Below are 21,635 nucleotides of genomic sequence, written 5' to 3' on the forward strand. Positions count from 1 at the left end.
ACGGAACGAGGAGTGACATGAGGGTGGTCCTCGCCGGCGGCGGGACGGCCGGCCATATCGAGCCGGCACTTGCGCTGGCCGATGCACTTCGTCAGCACGACCCTTCGATCGGGATCACCTGCCTCGGCACGGAGAGGGGCCTGGAGACCAGGCTCGTTCCGGCCCGCGGCTACGAGCTGGAACTGGTGCCCGCGGTGCCGCTGCCGCGCTCGCTCACCCCCCAGCTGCTCGCCGTACCCGGCCGTCTGGCGGGCGCGATCAGTGCGGCGGCCGGCATCCTCGACCGGGTCCAGGCCGACGTGCTCGTCGGCTTCGGAGGTTACGTCGCCACGCCCGGCTACCTCGCGGCGCGGCGGCGCGGCATCCCGATCGTCGTGCACGAGGCCAACCCGCGTCCCGGCCTGGCCAACCGGCTGGGCGCCCGCCTCACCGAGCACGTCTTCACCGGCCACCCGGACGCCTCGCTGCCCAACGCGGAGTACATCGGCATCCCGCTGCGCCGCGACATCGCGAAGATGGACCGCCTGTCCCTCGGGGACAAGGCGCGGTCGTACTTCGGGCTGGAGTCGGACCGGCCGACCCTGCTGGTCTTCGGCGGATCCCAGGGCGCCCGCTCGATCAACGAGGCCGCGCTGGAGGCCGCGCCGTACCTCCGCAGGGCGGGCATCCAGGTGCTGCATGTGATCGGGCCCAAGAACACCGTGGAGGTGGAGCCGCCCCCGGGCGACCCGCAGTACGTCATCCTCCCGTACGTCGACCGCATGGACTACGCCTACGCGGCGGCCGACTTCGCCCTGTGCCGCGGCGGCGCCATGAGCTGCGCCGAGCTCACCGCGGTCGGCCTGCCCGCCGCCTTCATCCCGCTGCCGCACGGCAACGGCGAGCAGCGGCTCAACGCGGAGCCGATCGTCCGCGGCGGCGGCGGCATCATGATCGACAACGCCCAGCTGTCGGCCCGCTGGATCGTCGAGACCGTGCTGCCCATCCTGAACGACCCCGAGCGTGTCATGAGGATGTCGGAGGCAGCGTCCCGCATGGGCCGCGGCGACGCCGACGTGGCGCTCGCCCGCAAGGTTTTGGAGATCGCTTCCCGATGAGCCTCGTCAAGCTCGTGGAGCCCGTCCCCGCGGCCGACCTCGGCCGCGTGCACTTCATCGGCATCGGCGGCGCCGGCATGTCGGGCATCGCCCGGATCCTGCTCAAACGAGGCGTCGACGTCTCGGGCAGCGACGCGCGCACCTCCGAGATGCTGAACGAGCTGCGCGACCTCGGCGCCACCGTGCACGTCGGCCACGCCGCCTCGCACATCAAGGACGTCAACACCGTCGTCGTGTCCACCGCGATCCGCGACTCCAACCCCGAGCTGGGGGAGGCGCTGCGGCAGAACCTCCGGGTCATCCCGCGGGCCGCCGCCCTCGCCGCCGTGATGGCCGGCCGTACCGGCATCGCGATCGCGGGCACCCACGGCAAGACGACGACCACCTCGATGCTGACGGTAGCGCTGCAGAAGTGCGGCGCCGACCCGTCGTACTGCGTGGGCGGCCAGCTCGTCACCACCGGGCTCGGGGCCGACGAGGGCTCCGGCGACGTCTTCGTGGCCGAAGCCGACGAGAGCGACGGCTCCTTCCTGATGCTCGCGCCCCGCATCGCGGTCATCACCAACGTGGAGGCCGACCACCTCGACAACTACGGCGACCCGCAGGCCGTCTACGACAGCTTCGCGCGGTTCGTCGAGCGGGTGGACTCGGTGCTGGTGCTGTGCGCCGACGACCCGGGCGCGGCGCAGCTCGCGCCCATCGCGCGGGCGCGCGGCCTCAAGGTCGTCACGTACGGCGAGGCCGAGGAGGCCGACTACCGCACGGTCGACGTCGTGCCGCACGGGCTGGGCCTGGAGTTCACCGTCGCCGGGCGCGGCCGCGTGCGCCTGGTCGTCCCCGGCAGGCACAACGCGCTGAACGCGACCGCCGTCATCGCCGTCGCGCTCGAGCTCGGCCTGCCGTTCGACGAGATCAGGGAGGGCCTGGCCGCCTTCACCGGCGCCAAGAGGCGCTTCGAGGCGAAGGGCGAGGCGCAGGGCGTCACGGTGTTCGACAGCTACGCCCATCACCCGACGGAGCTGGCCGCCGACCTGCGCGCCGCACGTGACGTGGTCTCCGGCGACGGTCGGGTGATCGCGGTGTTCCAGCCGCACCTGTACTCGCGGACCCGGTTCTTCGCGGCCGAGTTCGGCGCGGCGCTGGGGCTGGCCGACGAGGCCATCGTCCTCGACGTGTACGGCGCGAGGGAGGACCCCGAACCCGGTGTGTCCGGAGCCCTCGTCGCGGGCAAGGTGCCGCTGCCGTCCGAACACGTCGCCTACGCGCCCGACCGCGACGCCGTGCCCGCCATCGTGGCGGACCGCGCGCGGTCCGGCGACATCGTCCTCACCATGGGCGCGGGAGACGTCACCGAACTAGGCCCCCGCATCGTCGCGGAGCTGGCCGCCCGGTGAAGCCCGCCGTCCGGCGCACCGTCGTGGCCACCCTGCTCACGGGCGGGGTGGTCGGGGCCGCCACCTGGGTGGTGTTCTTCTCGCCGGTGCTCGGCGTGCGCACGATCGAGGTCACCGGCGACACGACGGTTCCCGCCGACCAGCTCAGGCAGGCCACCGGAATCAAGCTGGGAACGCCTCTCGCCACCGTCGACCTCGGCGTGGTGCGGCAGCGGGTGGGCTCCGTGCGCGAGGTCGAGTCGGCGCGGGTGGACCGGGTGTGGCCCGGCACGCTCCACGTGAGCGTGGTCGAGCGGACCGCGGTCGCCGCCGTGCAGCTCGGGCCGGGCAGGGCGGCGGTGCTCGACCGTTTCGGGGTGATCCTGCGCGAGGCCGCGGTCCCGCCGTCCTGGCTGCCGGTGCTGAAGGTGCAGCGCCTGGCGGCCGGCGACCCCGCCACACGCTCGGCCCTCACGGTGCTGAGCGTGCTCCCCGAGGCCGTGCTGAACAGAGTCCGTGAGGTCCGCGCGCCCTCGCCGAAGTCGGTGACCCTGAAGCTCACCGACGGCAAGACCATCGTGTGGGGAGACGCCGCGGACTCGGAGGAGAAGGGGCGCCTTCTGGCGGCCCTGCTCAAGAAGCCCGGCACCAGTTATGACCTCAGCTCACCGGATGTCGTGACGGTCAGGTGACAAATCTCACCTCGGGCCCCGCGGCGGCCGGGCGAGCGAAACGGACGGCCCGCGACACGCCGGACGGCCTTGCGGCGCGGTTAGTTGACCCTGGGGGAGGGGCAACCCTACTGTCCGTATCAATCCTCAGGTTGACATAACTCTAAATCTCAACTTGAGGGTGAGAGTTGAGACAGCGCGGGCGGTCGCCCGCATGGAAACGCAAACGAGCGGAAAGGCCCCTCGTCGTGGCAGCACCGCAGAACTACCTCGCGGTCATCAAGGTCGTCGGAATCGGCGGCGGCGGAGTGAACGCCGTGAACCGGATGATCGAGGAGGGACTCAAGGGCGTCGAGTTCATCGCCATCAATACCGACGCCCAGGCGCTGCTGATGAGTGACGCCGATGTCAAGCTCGACGTCGGGCGTGAGCTCACGCGAGGGCTCGGGGCCGGGGCGAACCCGGAGGTCGGCCGCAAGGCCGCCGAGGACCACCGCGAGGAGATCGAGGAGGTGCTCAAGGGCGCCGACATGGTCTTCGTCACCGCGGGCGAGGGCGGTGGCACCGGCACCGGCGGCGCGCCCGTCGTGGCCGGCATCGCCCGATCCCTGGGCGCCCTGACCATCGGCGTCGTCACCCGGCCGTTCAGTTTCGAGGGCAAGCGCCGTGCGATGCAGGCCGAGGCCGGTATCGAGACCCTGCGCGAAGACGTCGACACGCTGATCGTCATCCCGAACGACCGGCTCCTGTCGATCTCCGACCGTCAGGTGAGCGTGCTCGACGCGTTCAAGGCCGCCGACCAGGTGCTGCTTTCCGGTGTCCAGGGCATCACCGACCTCATCACCACTCCAGGTCTGATCAACCTGGACTTCGCCGACGTGAAGTCGGTCATGTCGGGAGCCGGTTCCGCCCTCATGGGCATCGGCCACGCCAGGGGCGACGACCGGTCCGTCGCCGCCGCCGAGATGGCCGTCTCCAGCCCGCTGCTGGAGGCCAGCATCGACGGCGCCCACGGCGTGCTGCTGTCGATCGCCGGCGGATCCGACCTCGGCCTGTTCGAGATCAACGAGGCGGCCCAGCTCGTGTCCAACGCCGCCGCGGCCGACGCCAACATCATCTTCGGCACGGTCATCGACGACGCCCTCGGCGACGAGGTGCGGGTGACCGTCATCGCCGCCGGATTCGACGAGCCCGCGTCCTCCAACCCGGTGTCGTCGACGTTGTCGCGACCCCAGCAGAGCCGGCCCGCGACGCCGCCGCCGCCGTCACGCCCCACGCCTGCACCGGCGCCCGCTCCCGCCAAGCCCGAGGTGCGCGTGGAGCAGCCGCTGTCCCGCCCGCTCGGCGCGGCCACGGCCGCTCCTTCTGTGAGTCCCGTGAGCCCGCCGGCTGCTCCGCAACCGGCGACCCCTCCCGTCACGCCGGCTCCGCAGCCGGCGGCGGCGCAGGAGGGGGAGGCCGCCAGGTCCGAGCAGGGCAACACCGGCCCGCTCTCGATCCCGCGCCCCACGCCCGAGCCGCCGACCCCCATCACCTCGCGCGTCACCCAGCCCGCCCCCCGGCGCCCGGTGGTGTTCGAGGAGCAGGAGGAGGAGCTCGACGTGCCGGATTTCCTCAAGTGACCAGTGCACGACGTGACTGACACCCGCCGCGAAGAGATCGCGGCGGGTCTGGCGGAGCTGGAAGGGCAGGTCGACGAGGCCTGCCGTACGGCCGGCCGCGCCCGCTCCGAGATCACCGTCATCGCGGTCACCAAGACGTACCCGGCTTCCGACGTGCGCCTGCTCGCCGAGCTCGGCGTGCGCGACATCGGGGAGAACCGGGACCAGGAGGCGCACGACAAAGCCGCGGAATGCGCCGACCTGGACCTCACCTGGCACTTCATCGGGCAGTTACAGACGAACAAGGCCCGTTCGGTGGTCTCCTACGCGGACCTGATCCATTCGATCGACCGTCCCCGGCTGGTCGAGGCGCTGAGCCGCGAGGCCGTACGGGCGGGACGTGAGGTGGGCTGCCTCATCCAGGTCGCACTGGAGGACGGGGGAGAGGGCGGCCCTGGAGCGCGAGGCGGTGTCGCATCCGCCGAGATCATGCGGCTCGCCGAGGCGGTCGCCGGATCCCCGGGCCTGCGTCTGCGGGGCGTCATGGCGGTCGCCCCACTCGGGGGCGATCCGGACGAGGCCTTCGCCCGCCTGTACGGCGTGGCGCAGACCATACAGAAGGAACACCCCTCCGCGGACGTCATTTCGGCGGGAATGAGCGGAGATTTTGCCCACGCGATAGCCAACGGCGCGACACACCTGCGTGTCGGTACGGCGTTGCTCGGCCGTCGGAAGCCCTTCGTCAGGTAATGTCCCCCAAGTGGACCTTGGTGTCCGCGACAGGTAGAGGTCGATCAGCGGTGAGCTACAAGGGGGGTATGGCTACCGCCCTGGCCTTCCCATAGGGACCTTGAAGGCACCAGTAACGCGGAGGACGACGAGCGATGGCCGGCGCGATGCGCAAGATGGCGGTCTACCTCGGTCTCGTGGAGGACGACCACTACGACGACAGGTACGCGACCGAGTACGGCAACGACGACGACTACGGCGACGACTACGACGCGCCGCGCCGCGGTTTCGTCGCGGGCCCGTCCGGGGCGCACGCGGGGTCCCACGAGCACGATGAGGACGTCGAGTCGGTCGTTCCCGCAGTCCGGCCGCCCACGGCGGTGCTGGAGCGCCGTACGACCGATCTGGCGCGGATCACGACCCTCCACCCCCGCACATACAATGAAGCGCGCACGATCGGGGAGCACTTCCGCGAAGGCACCCCAGTCATCATGAATCTGACCGAGATGGTCGACAGCGACGCCAAGCGTCTTGTGGATTTCGCGGCAGGTCTCGTCTTTGGCCTACACGGCAGCATCGAACGTGTTACCAACAAGGTGTTCCTGTTGTCCCCCGCCAACGTTGAGGTGACCGCCGAAGACAAGGCCCGAATCGCGGAACGCGGCTTCTTCAACCAGAGCTAGAGTTCCATCATGAGCAGTGACCGGCAGAGCGGTACCCACTGGGACCGGATGCGGCGGAACCAGAGGGAGGCGGGGTCGGACCGTGGGGATCGTTAGCGAGATCTTGTCCATCGCCCTCACCCTCTATCTGATTCTGCTGATCGGCAGGATGATCTTTGAGACGGTGCAGGCGTTCGCCCGCTCCTGGCGGCCTTCCGGGGTCGTTCTGGTGCTGGCGGAGGCCACTTACACACTGACGGACCCTCCTCTCAAATTCCTCCGCCGTTTCATTCCGCCCCTGAGGTTGGGTACGGTGGCCTTTGACCTGAGCTTCACTGTGCTGTTCATTGTGGTTTTGGTCTTGATCCAAGTCGTGAACGCGTTTCGTTGATCGGGTACCGTCCCCGCGGACAAAGACTCCGAGCGCGCCAAGGAGACCCACATGCCGTTGACGCCCGCTGATGTGCGGAACAAGCAGTTCAGTACCACCCGGCTTCGGCCGGGGTACGACGAGGAGGAGGTGGACGCTTTCCTCGACGAGGTCGAGGCCGAGCTCGACCGCCTCATCCAAGAGAACGAGGAGCTTCGTGCCAAGCTGGCCGAGTGCCTGAGGGGCAAGGTCCCCGGTGGCATGGGCATGGGCGGCCCCATGCAGATGGCGTCCGCGCCCGTGGCCGAGCCCAAGCCGGAGATGATGATCCCCCAGCCTGAGCCGATCAGGCCCCCGGAGCCCGTGCGTCCCGAGCCCGTCCCCGTCGGCATGGGCCTGCCGCCTGCCGAAGACAACATGGACACCGCGGCCCGTGTGCTCGCCCTCGCGCAGCAGACCGCCGACCAGGCCATCGCCGACGCCCGCCGCGAGGCGGACGAGACCGTCACCCGCGCCCGCCGCGAGGCCGACGACATCCTCGGCAAGGCCCGCCGCCAGGCCGAGCAGATCATCGGCGACGCCCGCGCCCGTGCCGAGACGCTGGAGCGCGACGCGCAGGAGCGGCACCGCCAGGCGATGGGCTCGCTGGTGCAGACCCGCGACGAGCTCGAGCGCAAGGTCGAGGAGCTGCGCAGCTTCGAGCGTGAGTACCGCAGCCGTCTCAAGCTGTACCTGGAGAACCAGCTCGCGGAGCTGAACGTCGCGGCCGAGGGCAGCGGCGCGTTCCCGATGGTGGCCGGCGCTCCGGCGATGGCGCACGCCGTCGCTCCGGGTGTCCAGCAGATGTCGGCCCCCCCGAACCCGTTCGGTCAGGAGCCCGCGCAGCACACGGGGGTGTTCCCCGGGCCTGACGGTCCGCACACCGACCGCCGGTAGCCCGCGGGGTCCTACCCCCCTCGCTTCATGCGACCCGCAAGCTCGGAGAACCTCCTGTGATCCTCTTCAGCGCCGCCTTGGCGCTCGCCATCGCCGCTCTCCTGATCCTCATAGCCGGGTGGGCGATGACGCAGGTGTACCTGGTGGTGTGGTCGATGGCGATCGCCGTCCTGGCAGCCGTCTTCCTCCTCGCCGGGGCCCTGCTGAAGCGTCATCTGCTGTTCCCCGCCGGCGGACGTGCCGCCGTCGGGACGGATCTCACCCCCCAGGGTTCTCCCGTCTCCGAGCTCGCCCACGCCGGAGCCACCGCCTCAAGCGGGGCGCCGGCGCATCCGGTGGCCGTGCCGATGGTGGCGGCGCCCCCGGTGATCACCCATGGGGTGCAGCCCACCGTGGCGTTCCCGCACCCCAGGCAGGAGCCGACGACCCCTCTCATGCGTCCGCCGGCTCAGCCCGGTCATGACGGTGACCTCGGCCCCGACGACATCGTGCTGGTCGTCCCCGGTCGCAGGCGTTTCCACGTGGCGAACTGCCGCCAGCTACTGGGACGCGAGACCGAGGAGCTGACCTGCGCCGAGGCCCGAGAAGAGGGCTTCAGCCCCTGCACCACCTGCCTTCCCGACATGTCCGCCCGTGCGGCGGACGAGCCCGGGCTCATCGCCCCGGAGCGCGGGGAGAGCGCACGCACCACCGCGACGCCCATGCCGACCGGCCAGGCCGCGCCCCGGACCCAGGGCCCGTCAAGGGATTCCAGGGGGACCGGGAACACCAGGCCCGGCGAGGACGCCTGGCAGGCGACGCCGTCCGGCCCAGGGACATCCCGTACGGCCGTGCCCGCCGCCGAAGATCCCGGCGCCACCAGAGCCGCGGGCGGCCGGCGCACAAGCGGCGGCGATGTGAGCAACCGCGATCGGGGCGGCAAAGACGCCGATCCTCGGTCCACCCCTGCGGAGGCCTCCGCGCCTGACGCGGCCCGTTCTGAGGCCGCTTCTTCCGAGACCGCTTCTTTTGAGGCCGCCGCATCCGAGACTTCTTCGTCGGCGTCGACGCGATCGGAGCCGGGTCAGCACGACTGGTTCTCGCGTACGTTCGCGTCGGCGCCAACTCCGCCTCCCGCGCCTGCGCCGTCCGCCCCCTCGGCCGGTGACGGGGCCGCGCAGGGGCCTGGCACGCCGGGCCGTACGACCGAGCCGTCGTCGGCCCCGTCGGCGCCTGCCAAGGACGACTGGTTCCGGGTCGACAGGGCCAAGCCCAAGACGGCCGAACCCGCCTCCGCAGGATCGGAAAGCCCGGACCGCGAGAGCGCCAAGCCCGGCGACTCGACGGCCGGCAGCCCGAAGACCGCAGAGCCGAAGACCGCAGAGCCGAAGACCGCGGGTCCGAAGGCCGACGATTCGAAGGCCGGCGATTCGAAGGCGCAGAGCGCGCGTACCGAGAGCCCGAGCACCGAAGACACCGTGACTGAAGACACGGGGACTGAAGACACAGGGACCGGAGACGCAGGAACCAAGGCCACAGGAACCGCGGGCGCCCGGGCCGTGACGGCCCGAGACGGCGGGACGGCGGCGACCACAGGACAGGCGGCGAGCACCGACCTCGACGACCTTGAGGATCCCAGCGAGACCACGCAACCCGGGCGCGCCGGGTTCAGCATCCCGCCGATCCCCGCCACCCCCTCGAAGACGCCCGCCGACTCCACGGCCTCCGCGACTCCCACGGCCGTGCGCCCGGCAGCCACGGCGCCCGACTCCGGTTCCGTACGGCAGGCGGGCGACACCGCGAAGGCCGGCACGACCCCGGCGAAGACCGCCGCGAATCCGGTCGGGACCGACGATTCCACGGCAGGCGGCGATTCCGGTGATTCCGGCAAGAGCGCGCCTAGCGGGACCGGCGATTCGGGTAAGCCTGACAAGGCCGCGGGCAGTGCCGGAGAGCGCGCGGAGGCGGATGCCGCCCACGCCGACGACGAGCGTGACGACGAGGAGACCGGCGTCTTCGCGGCCATCCGGCCGGACGTCCCTCGTGCCGTTCCCGCGGGATCGGTGCGCGTCATGACGGGCACCCGCCGCTACCACAGCTCCGAATGCCCGCTCATCAGCGGCATCGACGACGACAGCATCGAGATCATGTCGCGGGAGGCTGCCGAGGAGGCGGGCCTGACCCACTGCTCGGTCTGCGAGACGCGCTAGCCGCCGAACACCCTGCCCATCGCCCGCGCGAGGCACCGGACAGCCGGATGCCTCGTGTGGGCGATGCGGCGTTTTCAGGGACGACGACCCCGGCCGAAATCCCGCGGCCCGTTTGATCGGATGGCCGCCGGTCGTGCGCCTGGGCGGGGCGGTGCCGCGCCCAGGCGCACGACGATCAGGCCTTGCGCAACTGGAAGACGAGGCCGAGATCGGCGTCCTCGTGCCGGTGGAGGTCCTCGCCGGAATCACCCTCGGTGAAGCCGGTCGCGAGCACCTCCTCGGCCACGGTGCCGCCCGCCTCGCGAAGCGCCGTGGCAAGGTCGCCGTCGGCAGACCACCACAGGTCGATCCGGTCGGTGATGGACAGGCCGGTCGCCTTGCGGGCCTCCTGGACGAGGCGGATGACCTCCCGGGCCAAGCCGGCCCTGCGCAGCTCGTCGGTGATGGCCAGGTCGAGGGCGACGGTTTCACCGGTTCCTGTGTCGATCGCCCCGGTCTCCACCGCCCATCCGGTCTTCGGCTGCTCGGTGACGATCAGGTCGTCCGGGCCGAGTTCCACCGTCCCGAGCTCGCCGGCCTCGATGGCGGCAGCCGTACCGGATCGCAGGGTCTGGGCCAGCGTGGCAGGGTCGGCGGCTGAGACGGCGGCGGCGACGACCTTGGTCTGCGAGCCGAACCGTTTGCCGAGGGCACGGAAGTTCGGCTTCACGGTGAAGGTCACCAGGTCGGCCGAGAATCCGGACATGTCCTCGAGCCGCTGCACGTTGAGCTCGTCGGCGATCAGCTCGCGCAGCTCGGCGGGCAGCGACGGCCAGCCGGGCGCGCCGATCAGGGCCCGGCCGAGCGGCTGGCGGGTCTTGACCGACGACGAGGCGCGGGCCGAGCGGCCCAGCTCGACGAGCCTGCGGACCAGGGCCATCCGCTCCGACAGCTCCGGGTCGAGCAGCTCCTTGTTCACCTCGGGCCAGGTGGTGAGGTGGACCGACGCCGGTGCGTCGGGTGCGCGCAGCACGTCCCACAGGTAGTCGGTGAGGAACGGCACGAGCGGCGCCATGAGCCGGGTGACCGTCTCCAGGCACTCGTACAACGTGGCGAACGCCGACGCCTCTCCCGACCAGAACCGGCGGCGGGAGCGGCGGACGTACCAGTTGGACAGGTCGTCGAGGAAGTCGGTCAGGCGGCGGCCCGCCCGGGCCGTGTCGAACTCCTCGAGGGAGGCCGTGACCTCGGCGACCGTGCGGTGCAGCTCGGCCAGGGCCCACCGGTCGATCAGGGGCCGCTCGGCGTACGCCGGGGCCTCGGCCAGCCTGGTCGGCGACCACGACTCGGCGTTGGCGTACAACGTGAAGAACGACGCGGTGTTCCAGTAGGTGAGCAGGACCTTCCGGACGATCTCCTCGAGCGCTGAGTGCCCGATGCGCCGGGGCGCCCAGGGCGAGCCGGAGGTGGCCATGTACCACCGGAGCGCGTCGGCCCCGTGCTCGTCCATGAGCGGCATGGGCTTGAGGACGTTGCCGAGGTGCTTGCTCATCTTGCGGCCGTCCTCGGCGAGGATGAGGCCGAGGCAGAGCACGTTCTCGTACGACGAGCGGTCGAAGACGAGCGTGCCGACGGTCATCATCGAGTAGAACCAGCCGCGGGTCTGGTCGATCGCCTCAGCGATGAACTGGCCGGGGTAGGACGCCTCGAAGACGTCCTTGTTGACGTGCGGGGCGCCCCACTGGGCGAACGGCATGGCGCCCGAGTCGTACCACACGTCGATCACGTCGGGCACCCGCTTCGCCTCCGCCCCGCAGTCGGGGCAGGGGAAGGTCACGTCGTCGACGTACGGCCGGTGCGGGTCGAGCGCGGACAGGTCGCGGCCGGCCAGACCGCCCAGCTCCTCCAGGGAGCCGACGCAGGTGACGTGGGAGTCGTCCTCGGAGCAGACCCACAGCGGCAGCGGCGTGCCCCAGTAACGCGAGCGGGACAGCGCCCAGTCGACGTTGCCCCGCAGCCACTCGCCGTAACGGCCGTTCTTGATCGTCTCAGGGAACCAGTTGGTGCGCTCGTTCTCGGCGAGCAGGCGGTCCTTGATCTCGGTGGTCCTGATGTACCAGGACGGGAGCGCGTAGTAGAGGAGCGGCGTGTGGCAGCGCCAGCAGTGCGGGTAGCTGTGCTCGAAGTGGTCGCCCCGGAACAGCAGACCGCGGCTGCGCAGGGCCTCGGTGAGGTGCTCGTCGGCGTCCTTGAAGAACATGCCGCCGACGAACGGCACGTCCGGGAGGAACCGGCCGTCCGGGCCGACGGGGTTGACGACCGGCATGCCGTACCGCTTGCAGACGGTCATGTCGTCGGCGCCGAACGCGGGGGCCTGGTGGACCAGGCCGGTGCCGTCCTCGACGGTCACGTAGTCGCCCAGCACGACATAGTGCGCCCCGGGGATCTCGACGAAGTCGAAGGGACGGGAGTAGGTGGTGCGCTCCAGCTCGGTTCCGGTGTAGGTGGCGAGCACCTCGACGTCCTCGCCGAGCACCTTGGTCATCAGCGGCTGTGCGATGACCAGCACCTCGTCACCGCGGCGGGCGGCGACATAGGTCACGTCGGGGTGCACGGCGACCGCCGTGTTGGACACCAGGGTCCAGGGCGTCGTCGTCCAGATCAGCAGCGAGGCGCCGAGATCGGCCAGGGGGCCGGAGGTCACGGGCATGCGGACGTAGACCGACGGGCTGGAGACGGTCTCGTAGCCGCCGGGCTGGCCCAGCTCGTGGTCGGACAGGCCGGTGCCGCAACGCGGGCAGTAGGGCGTGATCCGGAAGTCGCGGAACAGCAGGCCCTTGTCCCAGACGGTCTTGAGCGACCACCAGACGGCCTGGACGTACTGCGGGTCCATCGTGCGGTAGGCCTGGGACATGTCGACCCAGTAGCCCATCCGCTCGGTCATCTCCTCGAACGCGTCGACGTGCCGGAGGACCGACTCGCGGCAGCGGGCGTTGAACTCCGCGATGCCGTACTCCTCGATCTGGGGCTTGCCGGACAGGCCGAGCTCCTTCTCGACGGCGACCTCGACGGGCAGGCCGTGGCAGTCCCAGCCCGCCTTGCGGGGCACGTGGTAACCGCGCATGGACTTGTAGCGGGGGAAGACGTCCTTGAAGACGCGGGCCTCGACGTGGTGCACGCCGGGCATGCCGTTGGCCGTGGGCGGACCCTCGTAGAAGATCCAGGACGGGCCGCCGGCGTTCTGCTCCAGGGAACGCTCGAAGACCTTTCCGTCCCGCCAGCGTTCGAGGACCTCACGTTCGAGTGCGGGCAGGTCGACCTGCCCGGAAAGGGAGCGGAAATTCTGGGGAGACATCGTCGGCGGGACCTCCACGCGTGGCTGGAATGGCGTGAAGGGACGAAGCCGGAAACGGCTCCGCGGTACCACCCTTCTTGACGTCCCCGCCGGGGAGCGCCCTCTCATTTGTTCCGCTGCCGGATCTACTCGGCCCAGGGGCCTTTCTCCCGGCGGCTCCGGGGTGATCTTCCCTCCGCGGCTCGCCCCGGGCTCACACCGTCCCCGGGTCGCTCGAGCGAGTGGGTGCGGAGGTACTCGTCCCCATCAACGCCTTGCAGACTTAGACGATAACGCAGACGGCCGGGATGAGCTTCCCGATATGGGAGGTCATCCGCGTGTTCGGGGTCGTTTCGCGGAACATAAGGCGAGGCCTCGATGTTGTCAGGGTGAATGCCCCCGCGGTGGCGGAAGGGCGACGGAGGCGGCCCAGGAGGGGCCGTCGCCGCGCTTCCGGGTGGGGGTGTCGCGCGACGGGCGAAACTGCGCGAAAAAGTGGTGGAAATAGGGGGAAATGAGGAGGAACTGGCCGAATGTGCTGCGGCTCCTGGCGGGGTAAAACCGTCGGCGAGTCGATTGCCGGGCCGTTGAGGGCGACCTATGCTGCCCGGACTGCTCATCTGTTGATCATCACTCCTGACTAATGGGAGGCCTCATGGCCACGCGTGCGGCGAGAACCGCTACCAGCGACGACACCTGGTCCGGCGAGGAACTCGCCGAGGTGCGCAGGCAGCTTGAGCACGAGATCGCCGAGCTCAGCGCCGACATCACCCGCGCCGAGAGCGAACTCGCCCAGGGGGACGCCAGCGAGGGCGCCGGAGACGATCCCGCCGACGCGGGGGCGAAGACGTATGAGCGCGAACGTGAGATCGCCCTTACCCTGAATGCGCGCGACCTGCTCGCGCAGAACGAGCGGGCGATCGCCCGAGTCGACGCGGGAACTTACGGAGAGTGCGAATCGTGCCACAAGCCGATCGGCAAGGAACGCCTGCGGGCCTTCCCGAGGGCGACCCTGTGCGTAGCGTGCAAGCAGCGGGAGGAGCGCCGCTGAGCGGCGAACCCGACGCACAGCCCGTCCGGGCACGAAGGATCGCCCTTCTGGTCGCCGTCGCGGCGGTCGTCTACGTCCTGGACGTGGTGAGCAAGCTCCTGGTGGTGGAATTCCTCGAGCACAAGGCCCCCGTGACGGTCATCCCCGGGGCGCTGGTCCTGAACGTGATCCGCAACCCCGGTGCGGCGTTCAGCATCGGCACCGGGATGACGATCGTCTTCACCGTCATCGCCGTCGGCGTGGTCGTCGCCATCCTCCGTACGGCACGGCAGCTCAGGAGTCTGCCGTGGGCGATCACGCTGGGACTGCTGCTCGGCGGGGCGGTGGGCAACCTGACGGACCGGATCTTCCGGTCGCCGGCCCCCTTCCAGGGCCACGTGGTGGACTTCCTCCAGGCGTTCCCCGTCACCGGCTTCCCCGTATTCAACCTCGCGGACTCGGCCATCGTCTGCGGCGGCATCCTCGCGGTGCTGCTGGCCTGGCGCGGATTCCAGATCGACGGGACCCGGCAGACCGGGGAGTCCGCCGATGGGTGACCAGCGGAGCCTCCCCCTTCCCGACGGCCTGGAGGGCGAACGCCTCGACGCCGCGCTGGCCAGGCTCTTCGGCTTCTCCCGCACCAGGGCGGCGGAGCTGATCGCCGCCGGCGACGTGCTGGTGGACGGCACGGTCCCGGCCAAATCGGACCGGGTGCACGCGGGCGCCTGGCTGGACGTGACCATCCCCCCGCCGCCGGCCGCCCCGGTGCCCGTGGCGGAGCCGGTGCCCGGCATGGGGATCCTCTATGAGGACGACGACATCGTCGTGGTCGACAAGCCGATCGGCGTGGCCGCCCACCCGACCGTCGGCTGGACCGGCCCGACCGTGATCGGCGGCCTGCTCGGCGCGGGCCACCGCGTCTCGACCAGCGGCGCGGCCGAGCGGCAGGGCATCGTGCACCGGCTCGACGCCAACACCACCGGCGCGATGGTGGTGGCCAAGAGCGAGTTCGCCTACACCCATCTCAAGCGGGCCTTCAAGGAGCGCACGGTCGACAAGCGTTACCACGCGCTCGTGCAGGGGCACATGGACCCGTTGCGCGGGACGATCGACGCTCCGATCGATCGGCACCCGTCGGGCGACGGCCGCTTCGCCGTCGTCGCGGGCGGCAAGGACTCGGTCACCCACTACGACACCATCGAGGCGTTCCGGGCGGCCTCCCTCCTCGACATCAAGCTGGAGACCGGCCGCACCCACCAGATCCGGGTCCACATGTCGGCGCTGCGCCACCCTTGCGCCGGCGACCTGCTCTACGGCGCCGACCCCACGCTCGCCGCCCGGCTCGGCCTGACACGCCAGTGGCTGCACGCCGTCTCGCTGGCGTTCGAGCACCCGGCCACGGGCGAATGGGTGTCGTTCACCAGCGACTACCCCGCCGACCTCGCCCGGGCGCTGGAGATCGTCAGCGACGAGAGCCAGTGAACTTCCCGCGCCACTGCTGGTAGCTGCCGGCGTAGTCGCCCCGGACCCGCCCTGGGTTGTCGTCGTGGTGAGGCGCGGCCTGCCTGGTCTGCCGCGGTGCCACCTGCGGCGCCGGAGTTCTGCGGCCCTGCTTGCCGGTGTCCCCGTTCGCGGCCTCCGAAGGCGTGCTCGCGTTCGTCATCGACTGGGACGCGGCCTGCTTGTCGTCGGGCTTGGCCGTACGGGTGGTGAAGACCGTCACGGTGGGCACGCTGAGCGGGGCCGCGCCGGGTTCGGGAGCGCGCGAGGTCACGTAGGCCACGCCGCCGGCCGACATGCCCGCCACCGCGATCGCCGCCGTGGCGACCACCGTGAAGATCCACGGCCTGCGCCGGGAGGCACGCCGGGCCGACGCAGGCATTCGCGTTCCGGCGTCCGGGGCGCTCCGCTTGTGGAATCCGGATGACGGGGTGGTCCCCGGCCGGGCGCGGCGGGGCCGGACCTTCCGTACGGCGGGGCCGGGATCCGGGCTGGGTCCGGAGGGCTCCGCGACGGCTATGAGCAGCGGCTCGGCCTCCTCGGCGGTCATGCGCCTGGCCGGGTCCTTGACCAGCAGGCCGTCGATGATCGGCCCGAGTTGACCGGCGAGGCGGGCCGGGTCGGGCTCTTCGTAGGTGACCGCGGCCAGGGTCGCCAGCGCGTGGGCGCGCTCGAAGGGCGAACGCCCCTCGACGGCGTGGAACAACGTGACCCCGAGCGACCACAGGTCCGATGCCCGCTGCGCCGTGCCGCCGCTGGCCCGCTCCGGAGCCATGAAGGCGGGCGTGCCGATGAGGATGCCGGTCCGCGTCATCGAGGAGTCGTCCTCGATGGACGCGATGCCGAAGTCGGTGAGCACGGCGCGGCCGTCATGGGCGATCAGCACGTTCTCCGGCTTGACGTCCCGGTGCAGGACGCCGGCCGCGTGCGCGGCGCGCAAGGCGGCGAGCACCTGGATTCCGATCTCCGCGACCCGCCGGGGCGGCAGCGGGCCGTCGTCGCGGACGATCGACCCGAGTGTGCGCGAGGGGACCAGTTCGAGGACGATCCAGAGGTGTCCGCGCTCCTCGAAGACGTCGTAGACGGTGGCCACGCCGGGATGGCTGAGCCGTCCCGCCGCTCTGGCCTCACGGAAGGTCCGTGCCGTGAAGGCGTCTCTGTCGGCGCCGATGAGCCCGGTGGCGGCGGTGATCTCCTTGACGGCGACCTCCCGGCGGAGCACGTCGTCGAGCGCGCGCCACACGGTGCCCATGCCACCGCGTCCGAGTGGCTCGATCAGCCGGTATCGGCCGGCCACGACTCGTTCGGAGGTCTGGGCGTCAGTCATCGACCAGGCGCTGCCCTTCTCGCACACGCGCATGCCGCGGAAGCGACCCGCGGAACTTCCTATTTGGGGAGGAATGTGGTCAAGAGTACCCGAAAATAGGACATACTTCCTGTCCATTTGCTCTCAGTCGTCTGCCAGTAGAGCGCGGCGTCGCGGCCCGCTGGGGAGCGGAAGGCCCGGTCGAGCACCCTGACCTTGCCATAGCTCGGGGTGAAGCTGAACTCCCACTCCGCGGCTCGCGAGCCGCGCCAGTCGACGGGACTGAGCCTGATGCGCTGGTAGCCGGGGAGCAGGCCGCGGCCCTTCGACGCGGTCTCGACGCCCGTCAGCGCGGTTACGGGGTCGTCGGCCGTCCACGCGGTGAAGTCGACCTGGAGGTAGCCCGGAACGCCGGGGCCGTGGAAGCGCACGCGTGTCTTCTCGCGGTCGAAGGCGGTCCAGCCCGGAGGCAGGGCGATCGAGAATCCGAGGAGCCCGTCCGTGTACGTCGTCCACCCGGCGGGCAGGCCGGATGCCACGGCGCCGGGTGATGACGATGACGGCGCCGGCTTCGTTGACGCCGGGCCGCCGGTGGCAGAGGTCGCGGGGGCTGGGGCCGCGGTGCCTGGGGTCGCGTCGCCTGTGGTCGCGGTGACGACGGTCGCGGGGGCGGCCAGCCTGCTGTAGCCGTACCAGCCTCCGGTGGCCAGCACGATCGGCAGCAGGACGAGGAGTGCCACCTTGGTGCGGGACGCGCCGCGGGAGGGGGCAGCGCCGGGGGCGTCGCGTCGCCTGTGGTCGCGGCTTCCGATCGCGCGGGGCGGCACGGGGGACTCTCCTGAGCCCTCGTGCTGCCCGGTTGCCGGTGCGGTCTGCCGTAGGGGGGAGGGGTGCGTCACGGCTTCCAGCCGGCTCGCCGCGGTCGCGGCGGTCATCCGCCGTGCGGGGTCCTTGACCAGCAGGCCCTCGATCACCGGTCCCAGGGCTCCGGCGCGCCGGGGCGGTTCGAGTTCGGTGTGGATCACGGCCGCCATGGTGGCGATCGCCGAGTCGCGTTCGAACGGCGGCCTGCCCTCGACCGCTGCGTACATCGTCGCGCCCAGCGACCACAGGTCCGACTCGGGGGCGGCCGGCTGCCCGGTCAGCCGCTCGGGCGCCAGGAACGCCGGGGTCCCGGTCACCATGCCCGTCATGGTGAGCGTGGTCTCCTCCGGCATCGTGGCGATGCCGAAGTCGGTCAGCACGGCGCGGTCGCCTCGCTGGAGAAGCACGTTCTCCGGCTTGACGTCGCGGTGGAGCACGCCCTCGGCGTGCGCGGTGCGCAGCGCGTCGAGCACCTGGAGGCCGACGGAGGCCACCCGCCCGGGGGGCAGCGGTCCCTCCTCACGCAACACATCCCCGAGCGAGCGCGCCTGGACGAGTTGCATGACGATCCAGGGCCTGCCGTCCTCCTCGATCACGTCGTGGACGACGACCACCGCGGGGTGGGCGATGCGCCCGGCCGCCCGTGCCTCGCGCACGGTCCGCCTGTTGAAGGCCTCCCGCTCCTCGTCGCCCGCCGTACGGTAGATGACCTCTTTGACGGCCACCGTGCGGTCGAGCACCTCGTCGTGGGCACGCCAGACGACCCCCATGCCACCTCGGCCGATGGGTTCGAGCAGGTGATATCTGCCCGCGATACGCCGCCCGTCGTTCAACTTGACCCCTCCCGAAACTTCTGCATCGTCCCACAGGTCATGGCGGCTGTCCGGAAACGGGGTCAGATCCAGACCGAAACCCTCACATTTCGGAACGGACTTTCGTTAATAACTGCGACTCTTGCCCGATTTATTACCCCCTTATACGATCGCTCTCGGCTTTCTCCGACGCCTCTTTGGTGTCGATTTTCCATGGACGCCACGTTCTCGCCCGAGGATGTGGCGTTCCCTCCCCCTTCAGGAGGCATGAGTGCGGCCACGTGCGGCGACGTACAGAAGATTTCCCTACGGCAAGGTCACGAGTGTTGCGGCCGTCGCGCTGACGGCGGCGACGATGGCGTTCGTGCCGCCCGCCAGCGCAAATTCCGGCGGGCCGAAATGTAGCCCCGACACCAACGCCCACCTGGCCTCGGTGCCGACCCCCGAGGCGTTCTTCGGGTTCCCCCTGGGCAAGGGCCAGCCCCGGGTCGTCACGACCGGCGAGATCAGGGCGTACGTCGACGCGGTGGGCAAGGCGTCCGACCGGGTGGTGACCGGGACGATGGCCCACAGCGTCTCCGGGCAGGAGCTTCCCTACGCCATCGTGTCCGGCAAGGACCACATGAGCCGGGGCGAGCTCGACGACATCGCCGAGGAGATCCGCTCGCTGCGCGACCCGCGCTCGCTGCGGCCGGACAAGGCGGCGCACATCGCCAAGGACACCCCCGCGATCGTGTGGATCGCGGGCAACGTCCACGGCGGCGAGACCAGCGGCGCCGACGCCGCGCTCAAGACCCTGTACGAACTGTCCAGCGGCCTTTCCTGCGACGTGGCCCAGCGCAACGAGAACCTGGTCACGGTGATCGTGCCGACGCAGAACCCCGACGGCCGCGACGCGAACCGCCGGCAGAACGACTACGGCTTCGACCTCAACCGCGACTGGTTCGCCCGCACCCAGCCGGAGACCGACGGGAAGATCGCGATGCTGCGCGACTACCCGCCGCAGGTCTTCGTCGACGCCCACGAGATGGGCGGCCGGCAGTTCTTCTTCCCGCCGAACGCCGACCCGATCCACCACGAGATCGCCGACCAGCCGGTCGACTGGATCAACCGCATCGGCGCGGCCAACTCGGCGGCCTTCGGCTACAACGGCGCGTGCACCGCCACCGTGACCACCGAGTGCTACTTCAACTACGCCACCTACGACCTCTTCTACATGGGGTACGGCGACACGGTGCCCGCCACGGGCTTCGGCGCGGCCGGGATGACCTATGAGAAGGGCAGTTCCTCGGCGGTCGAGGACCGAGTCCAGCAGCAGTTCAACACCCAGTGGGCCACCACCGGATGGGCCGCCGCCAACAAGCGCGAGGTCCTCGGCGGCTACTACAAGATCTGGCAGACCGCCCTCGCGGAGGGCAAGGCCGGCACGCTCGAGCCCAACGAGGTCGTGCAGCCGACCAACACCGTGCAGTTCCCGGTGCCCGACACCAAGATCCGGTCGTACTTCCTGCTGCCGGGCCGCCAGATCGGCGACGTGCGTCGGCTCGTGGAGCGGCTCCGCGGCATGGACGTCGAGGTCTACCGCCTCGACCGCTCGCTCAAGGTGCCGAACGCGCAGATCTTCGGCGGCCGCTCCGCCAAGAACTTCACCGTCCCCGAGGGCGCGTACTGGATCCCGATGGACCAGCCGCAGAAGCACTGGATCCAGGCGCTGCTCGGCGAGGACCCGCACGTCCCGTTCCCCTACTTCTACGACGTGTCCTCCTGGAGCAACCCGCTGCTCATGGGCGTCGACACGATCTACACCGGTGACGCCCTGTCGCCCAAGGCCGACCTGGTCAAGCGCATCGACGGCGGCGTCGCCTCGCACGCCTCCCGGAGCGGCTCCTACACCTACCCCCTCGACTCGGCGGCGGCCTCCGAGCTGACCTTCCGCCTGCTGGGCTCCGGCGTGCCGGTCACCCGTGACCTCACGACAGGCGTGGTGAGCCTGCCGGCCCGCTCGATCAAGGCCGGCGACCTGGACGATCTGGCCCGCCCGCTCGGCGTCACCGTCACCGGCAGCCACAAGGCCGCCTCCGGCACCGCGCTGCGCCTGCCGGACACCGGCCTGTTCGCCGGCACCGGCATCTCCACCACCTCCGGCTCGTACGGCGAGGCCCGCTACGTCCTGGGCGCCCGCTGGGGTCTCGACCTCAAGCCGGTCACGACCGCCGACATCAACGGCAACACCCCGGCGTTCACCGAGCGCACCACCCTGGTGGTTCCGGACGGCAGCAACTCGACCGGCGGCCTCACCGCGCAGGGCCTGGCCAACCTGAAGGCCTGGGTCGCCGCAGGCGGCACGTACGTCGGCCTGCGCAACGAGGGCACCCGGGTGGCCCGCGCCGCCGGCCTGACCTCGACGACGGAGAAGGCCAAGCCGACCGGCTACCAGGTCATCGGCTCGCACTTCCGGGTCGACGTCGACGGCTCCAGCCCGGTGGCGCTCGGACGGCCCGCCGAGGACTTCCAGTTCAACAACAGCGACCCGATTCTCAACCCCAGCCAGACCGGGACTAACGTCATCACCTACCCGTCCGACGACACGTTCTGGGGCAACGGCTACACGGTCGGCGCCGAGGCGCTCAAGGGCACCGCGTCGCTGGTCGACGAGCCGATCGGGTCCGGCCACGCCGTCCTGTTCGCCTACAACCCCCTGTTCCGCGCCTACAACGAGAACGGCATCCACCTCGTGGCCAACGCGCTGCTCCACCCGGCGTCGGCGCCCGCCGTGGCGGCCATGCGCACCGCGGCCGCCCAGCCCGAGACGCGGTCCGAGGCCCTGCGGGAGGCGGCGGCGAAGGCCGCCGAGCCGGCCGACCTCGGCGGGCAGTGGAGGCCGATCAGCATCGAGGTCGCCCAGGACGACCTGGCCAGGACCGAGGCCGTCATCAGGCGGTACACGGACACGGCTCAGGTGGCGCAGGCGGGGGGCTCGGCCTACTTCACGATCCCGAACCCCGAGGGGCTCGCGGCCGACGAGCACCCGTTCCTGCGTGACATGGTCAACGCCCTGCAGAGCGCGCGGATCCCGCTGCGTTCGGTCGTGGGCTGACGACCTCACAGATCCACCCTTCTAGGGACAGTTCGCACGACGGATCCGGCCGGGGCCACCCCGGCCGGATCCGATGGAAGGAAAC

At 70.8% G+C, this 21,635-nt stretch carries 16 protein-coding genes; 13 read left to right on the forward strand and 3 right to left on the reverse strand.

Features of this window, described 5'->3' with window-relative positions:
- Positions 1–17: 17 nt before the first annotated feature.
- The 9 genes from murG to Pth03_RS11575 all read left to right on the forward strand — a co-directional run bounded on the left by murG (position 18) and on the right by Pth03_RS11575 (position 9,628).
- Positions 18–1,097 (forward strand): undecaprenyldiphospho-muramoylpentapeptide beta-N-acetylglucosaminyltransferase, encoded by a 1,080-nt coding sequence (murG, locus tag Pth03_RS11535; RefSeq protein WP_203944171.1) that lies wholly within the window; start codon positions 18–20, stop codon positions 1,095–1,097.
- The gene (gene murC, locus Pth03_RS11540; RefSeq protein ID WP_203944172.1) at positions 1,094–2,491 is read left to right on the forward strand and encodes a UDP-N-acetylmuramate--L-alanine ligase; all 1,398 of its coding nucleotides are present in this window, start codon (positions 1,094–1,096) and stop codon (positions 2,489–2,491) included. Before murG ends, murC begins: the two co-directional genes overlap by 4 nt.
- A complete protein-coding gene (locus tag Pth03_RS11545) occupies positions 2,488–3,162 on the forward strand; it encodes a cell division protein FtsQ/DivIB (protein ID WP_239118942.1) in 675 nt (224 codons plus the stop codon). The genes murC and Pth03_RS11545 overlap by 4 nt, the downstream gene beginning before the upstream one ends.
- A gap of 227 nt (positions 3,163–3,389) precedes the next feature.
- Positions 3,390–4,763 carry a cell division protein FtsZ gene (gene ftsZ / locus Pth03_RS11550; protein WP_203944173.1) on the forward strand — a complete coding sequence of 458 codons (1,374 nt, stop codon included), beginning with the start codon at positions 3,390–3,392 and terminating at the stop codon, positions 4,761–4,763.
- 12 nt (positions 4,764–4,775) lie between these two features.
- A complete protein-coding gene (locus Pth03_RS11555; protein WP_203944174.1) occupies positions 4,776–5,492 on the forward strand; it encodes a YggS family pyridoxal phosphate-dependent enzyme in 717 nt (238 codons plus the stop codon).
- A 134-nt stretch (positions 5,493–5,626) separates the two neighbouring features.
- A complete protein-coding gene (locus tag Pth03_RS11560; protein ID WP_203944175.1) occupies positions 5,627–6,154 on the forward strand; it encodes a cell division protein SepF in 528 nt (175 codons plus the stop codon).
- Positions 6,155–6,236: 82 nt separating this feature from the next.
- Positions 6,237–6,524 (forward strand): YggT family protein, encoded by a 288-nt coding sequence (locus tag Pth03_RS11565; protein WP_203944176.1) that lies wholly within the window; start codon positions 6,237–6,239, stop codon positions 6,522–6,524.
- 51 nt (positions 6,525–6,575) lie between these two features.
- Complete coding sequence (locus tag Pth03_RS11570; protein WP_203944177.1) at positions 6,576–7,439, forward strand: DivIVA domain-containing protein; 864 nt, start codon at positions 6,576–6,578, stop codon at positions 7,437–7,439.
- A 56-nt stretch (positions 7,440–7,495) separates the two neighbouring features.
- Positions 7,496–9,628 (forward strand): hypothetical protein, encoded by a 2,133-nt coding sequence (locus Pth03_RS11575; RefSeq protein ID WP_203944178.1) that lies wholly within the window; start codon positions 7,496–7,498, stop codon positions 9,626–9,628.
- 175 nt (positions 9,629–9,803) lie between these two features.
- On the opposite strand, the gene ileS is transcribed toward Pth03_RS11575, so the two are convergent.
- Complete coding sequence (gene ileS / locus Pth03_RS11580; protein WP_203944179.1) at positions 9,804–12,962, reverse strand: isoleucine--tRNA ligase; 3,159 nt, start codon at positions 12,960–12,962, stop codon at positions 9,804–9,806.
- Positions 12,963–13,596: 634 nt separating this feature from the next.
- Between ileS and Pth03_RS11585 the strand changes: the two genes are divergently transcribed.
- The 3 genes from Pth03_RS11585 to Pth03_RS11595 are packed head-to-tail and all read left to right on the forward strand — an operon-like array spanning position 13,597 to position 15,453.
- Entirely contained in the window at positions 13,597–13,992 is a 396-nt protein-coding gene (locus Pth03_RS11585; RefSeq protein ID WP_203944180.1) for a TraR/DksA family transcriptional regulator, read from the forward strand.
- The gene (gene lspA, locus Pth03_RS11590; protein ID WP_239118943.1) at positions 13,956–14,528 is read left to right on the forward strand and encodes a signal peptidase II; all 573 of its coding nucleotides are present in this window, start codon (positions 13,956–13,958) and stop codon (positions 14,526–14,528) included. The genes Pth03_RS11585 and lspA overlap by 37 nt, the downstream gene beginning before the upstream one ends.
- A complete protein-coding gene (locus Pth03_RS11595; protein ID WP_203944182.1) occupies positions 14,521–15,453 on the forward strand; it encodes an RluA family pseudouridine synthase in 933 nt (310 codons plus the stop codon). Before lspA ends, Pth03_RS11595 begins: the two co-directional genes overlap by 8 nt.
- Here Pth03_RS11595 and Pth03_RS11600 read toward each other — a convergent pair.
- Both Pth03_RS11600 and Pth03_RS11605 read right to left on the reverse strand, forming a co-directional pair.
- Positions 15,434–16,798 (reverse strand): serine/threonine-protein kinase, encoded by a 1,365-nt coding sequence (locus tag Pth03_RS11600; protein WP_203944183.1) that lies wholly within the window; start codon positions 16,796–16,798, stop codon positions 15,434–15,436. The two genes, Pth03_RS11595 and Pth03_RS11600, sit on opposite strands and share 20 nt — an antisense overlap.
- Positions 16,799–16,857: 59 nt before the next feature.
- Positions 16,858–18,474 (reverse strand): serine/threonine-protein kinase, encoded by a 1,617-nt coding sequence (locus Pth03_RS11605; RefSeq protein ID WP_203944184.1) that lies wholly within the window; start codon positions 18,472–18,474, stop codon positions 16,858–16,860.
- Between the two features lie 250 nt (positions 18,475–18,724).
- Between Pth03_RS11605 and Pth03_RS11610 the strand changes: the two genes are divergently transcribed.
- The gene (locus Pth03_RS11610; protein WP_203944185.1) at positions 18,725–21,550 is read left to right on the forward strand and encodes a M14 family zinc carboxypeptidase; all 2,826 of its coding nucleotides are present in this window, start codon (positions 18,725–18,727) and stop codon (positions 21,548–21,550) included.
- Positions 21,551–21,635 lie beyond the last annotated feature (85 nt).

The sequence above is a fragment of the Planotetraspora thailandica genome (genome assembly GCF_016863335.1).
GTDB classification, from domain to species: Bacteria; Actinomycetota; Actinomycetes; order Streptosporangiales; family Streptosporangiaceae; genus Planotetraspora; species Planotetraspora thailandica.

Coding starts and splice junctions, on each gene's coding strand:
- Pth03_RS11585 (WP_203944180.1), top strand. CDS start 13,597: ATGGCCACGCGTGCGGCGAGAACCGCTACCAGCGACGACACCTGGTCC.
- murG (WP_203944171.1), top strand. CDS start 18: ATGAGGGTGGTCCTCGCCGGCGGCGGGACGGCCGGCCATATCGAGCCG.
- Pth03_RS11560 (WP_203944175.1), top strand. CDS start 5,627: ATGGCCGGCGCGATGCGCAAGATGGCGGTCTACCTCGGTCTCGTGGAG.
- Pth03_RS11600 (WP_203944183.1), bottom strand. CDS start 16,798: ATGACTGACGCCCAGACCTCCGAACGAGTCGTGGCCGGCCGATACCGG.
- Pth03_RS11595 (WP_203944182.1), top strand. CDS start 14,521: ATGGGTGACCAGCGGAGCCTCCCCCTTCCCGACGGCCTGGAGGGCGAA.
- murC (WP_203944172.1), top strand. CDS start 1,094: ATGAGCCTCGTCAAGCTCGTGGAGCCCGTCCCCGCGGCCGACCTCGGC.
- ileS (WP_203944179.1), bottom strand. CDS start 12,962: ATGTCTCCCCAGAATTTCCGCTCCCTTTCCGGGCAGGTCGACCTGCCC.
- Pth03_RS11570 (WP_203944177.1), top strand. CDS start 6,576: ATGCCGTTGACGCCCGCTGATGTGCGGAACAAGCAGTTCAGTACCACC.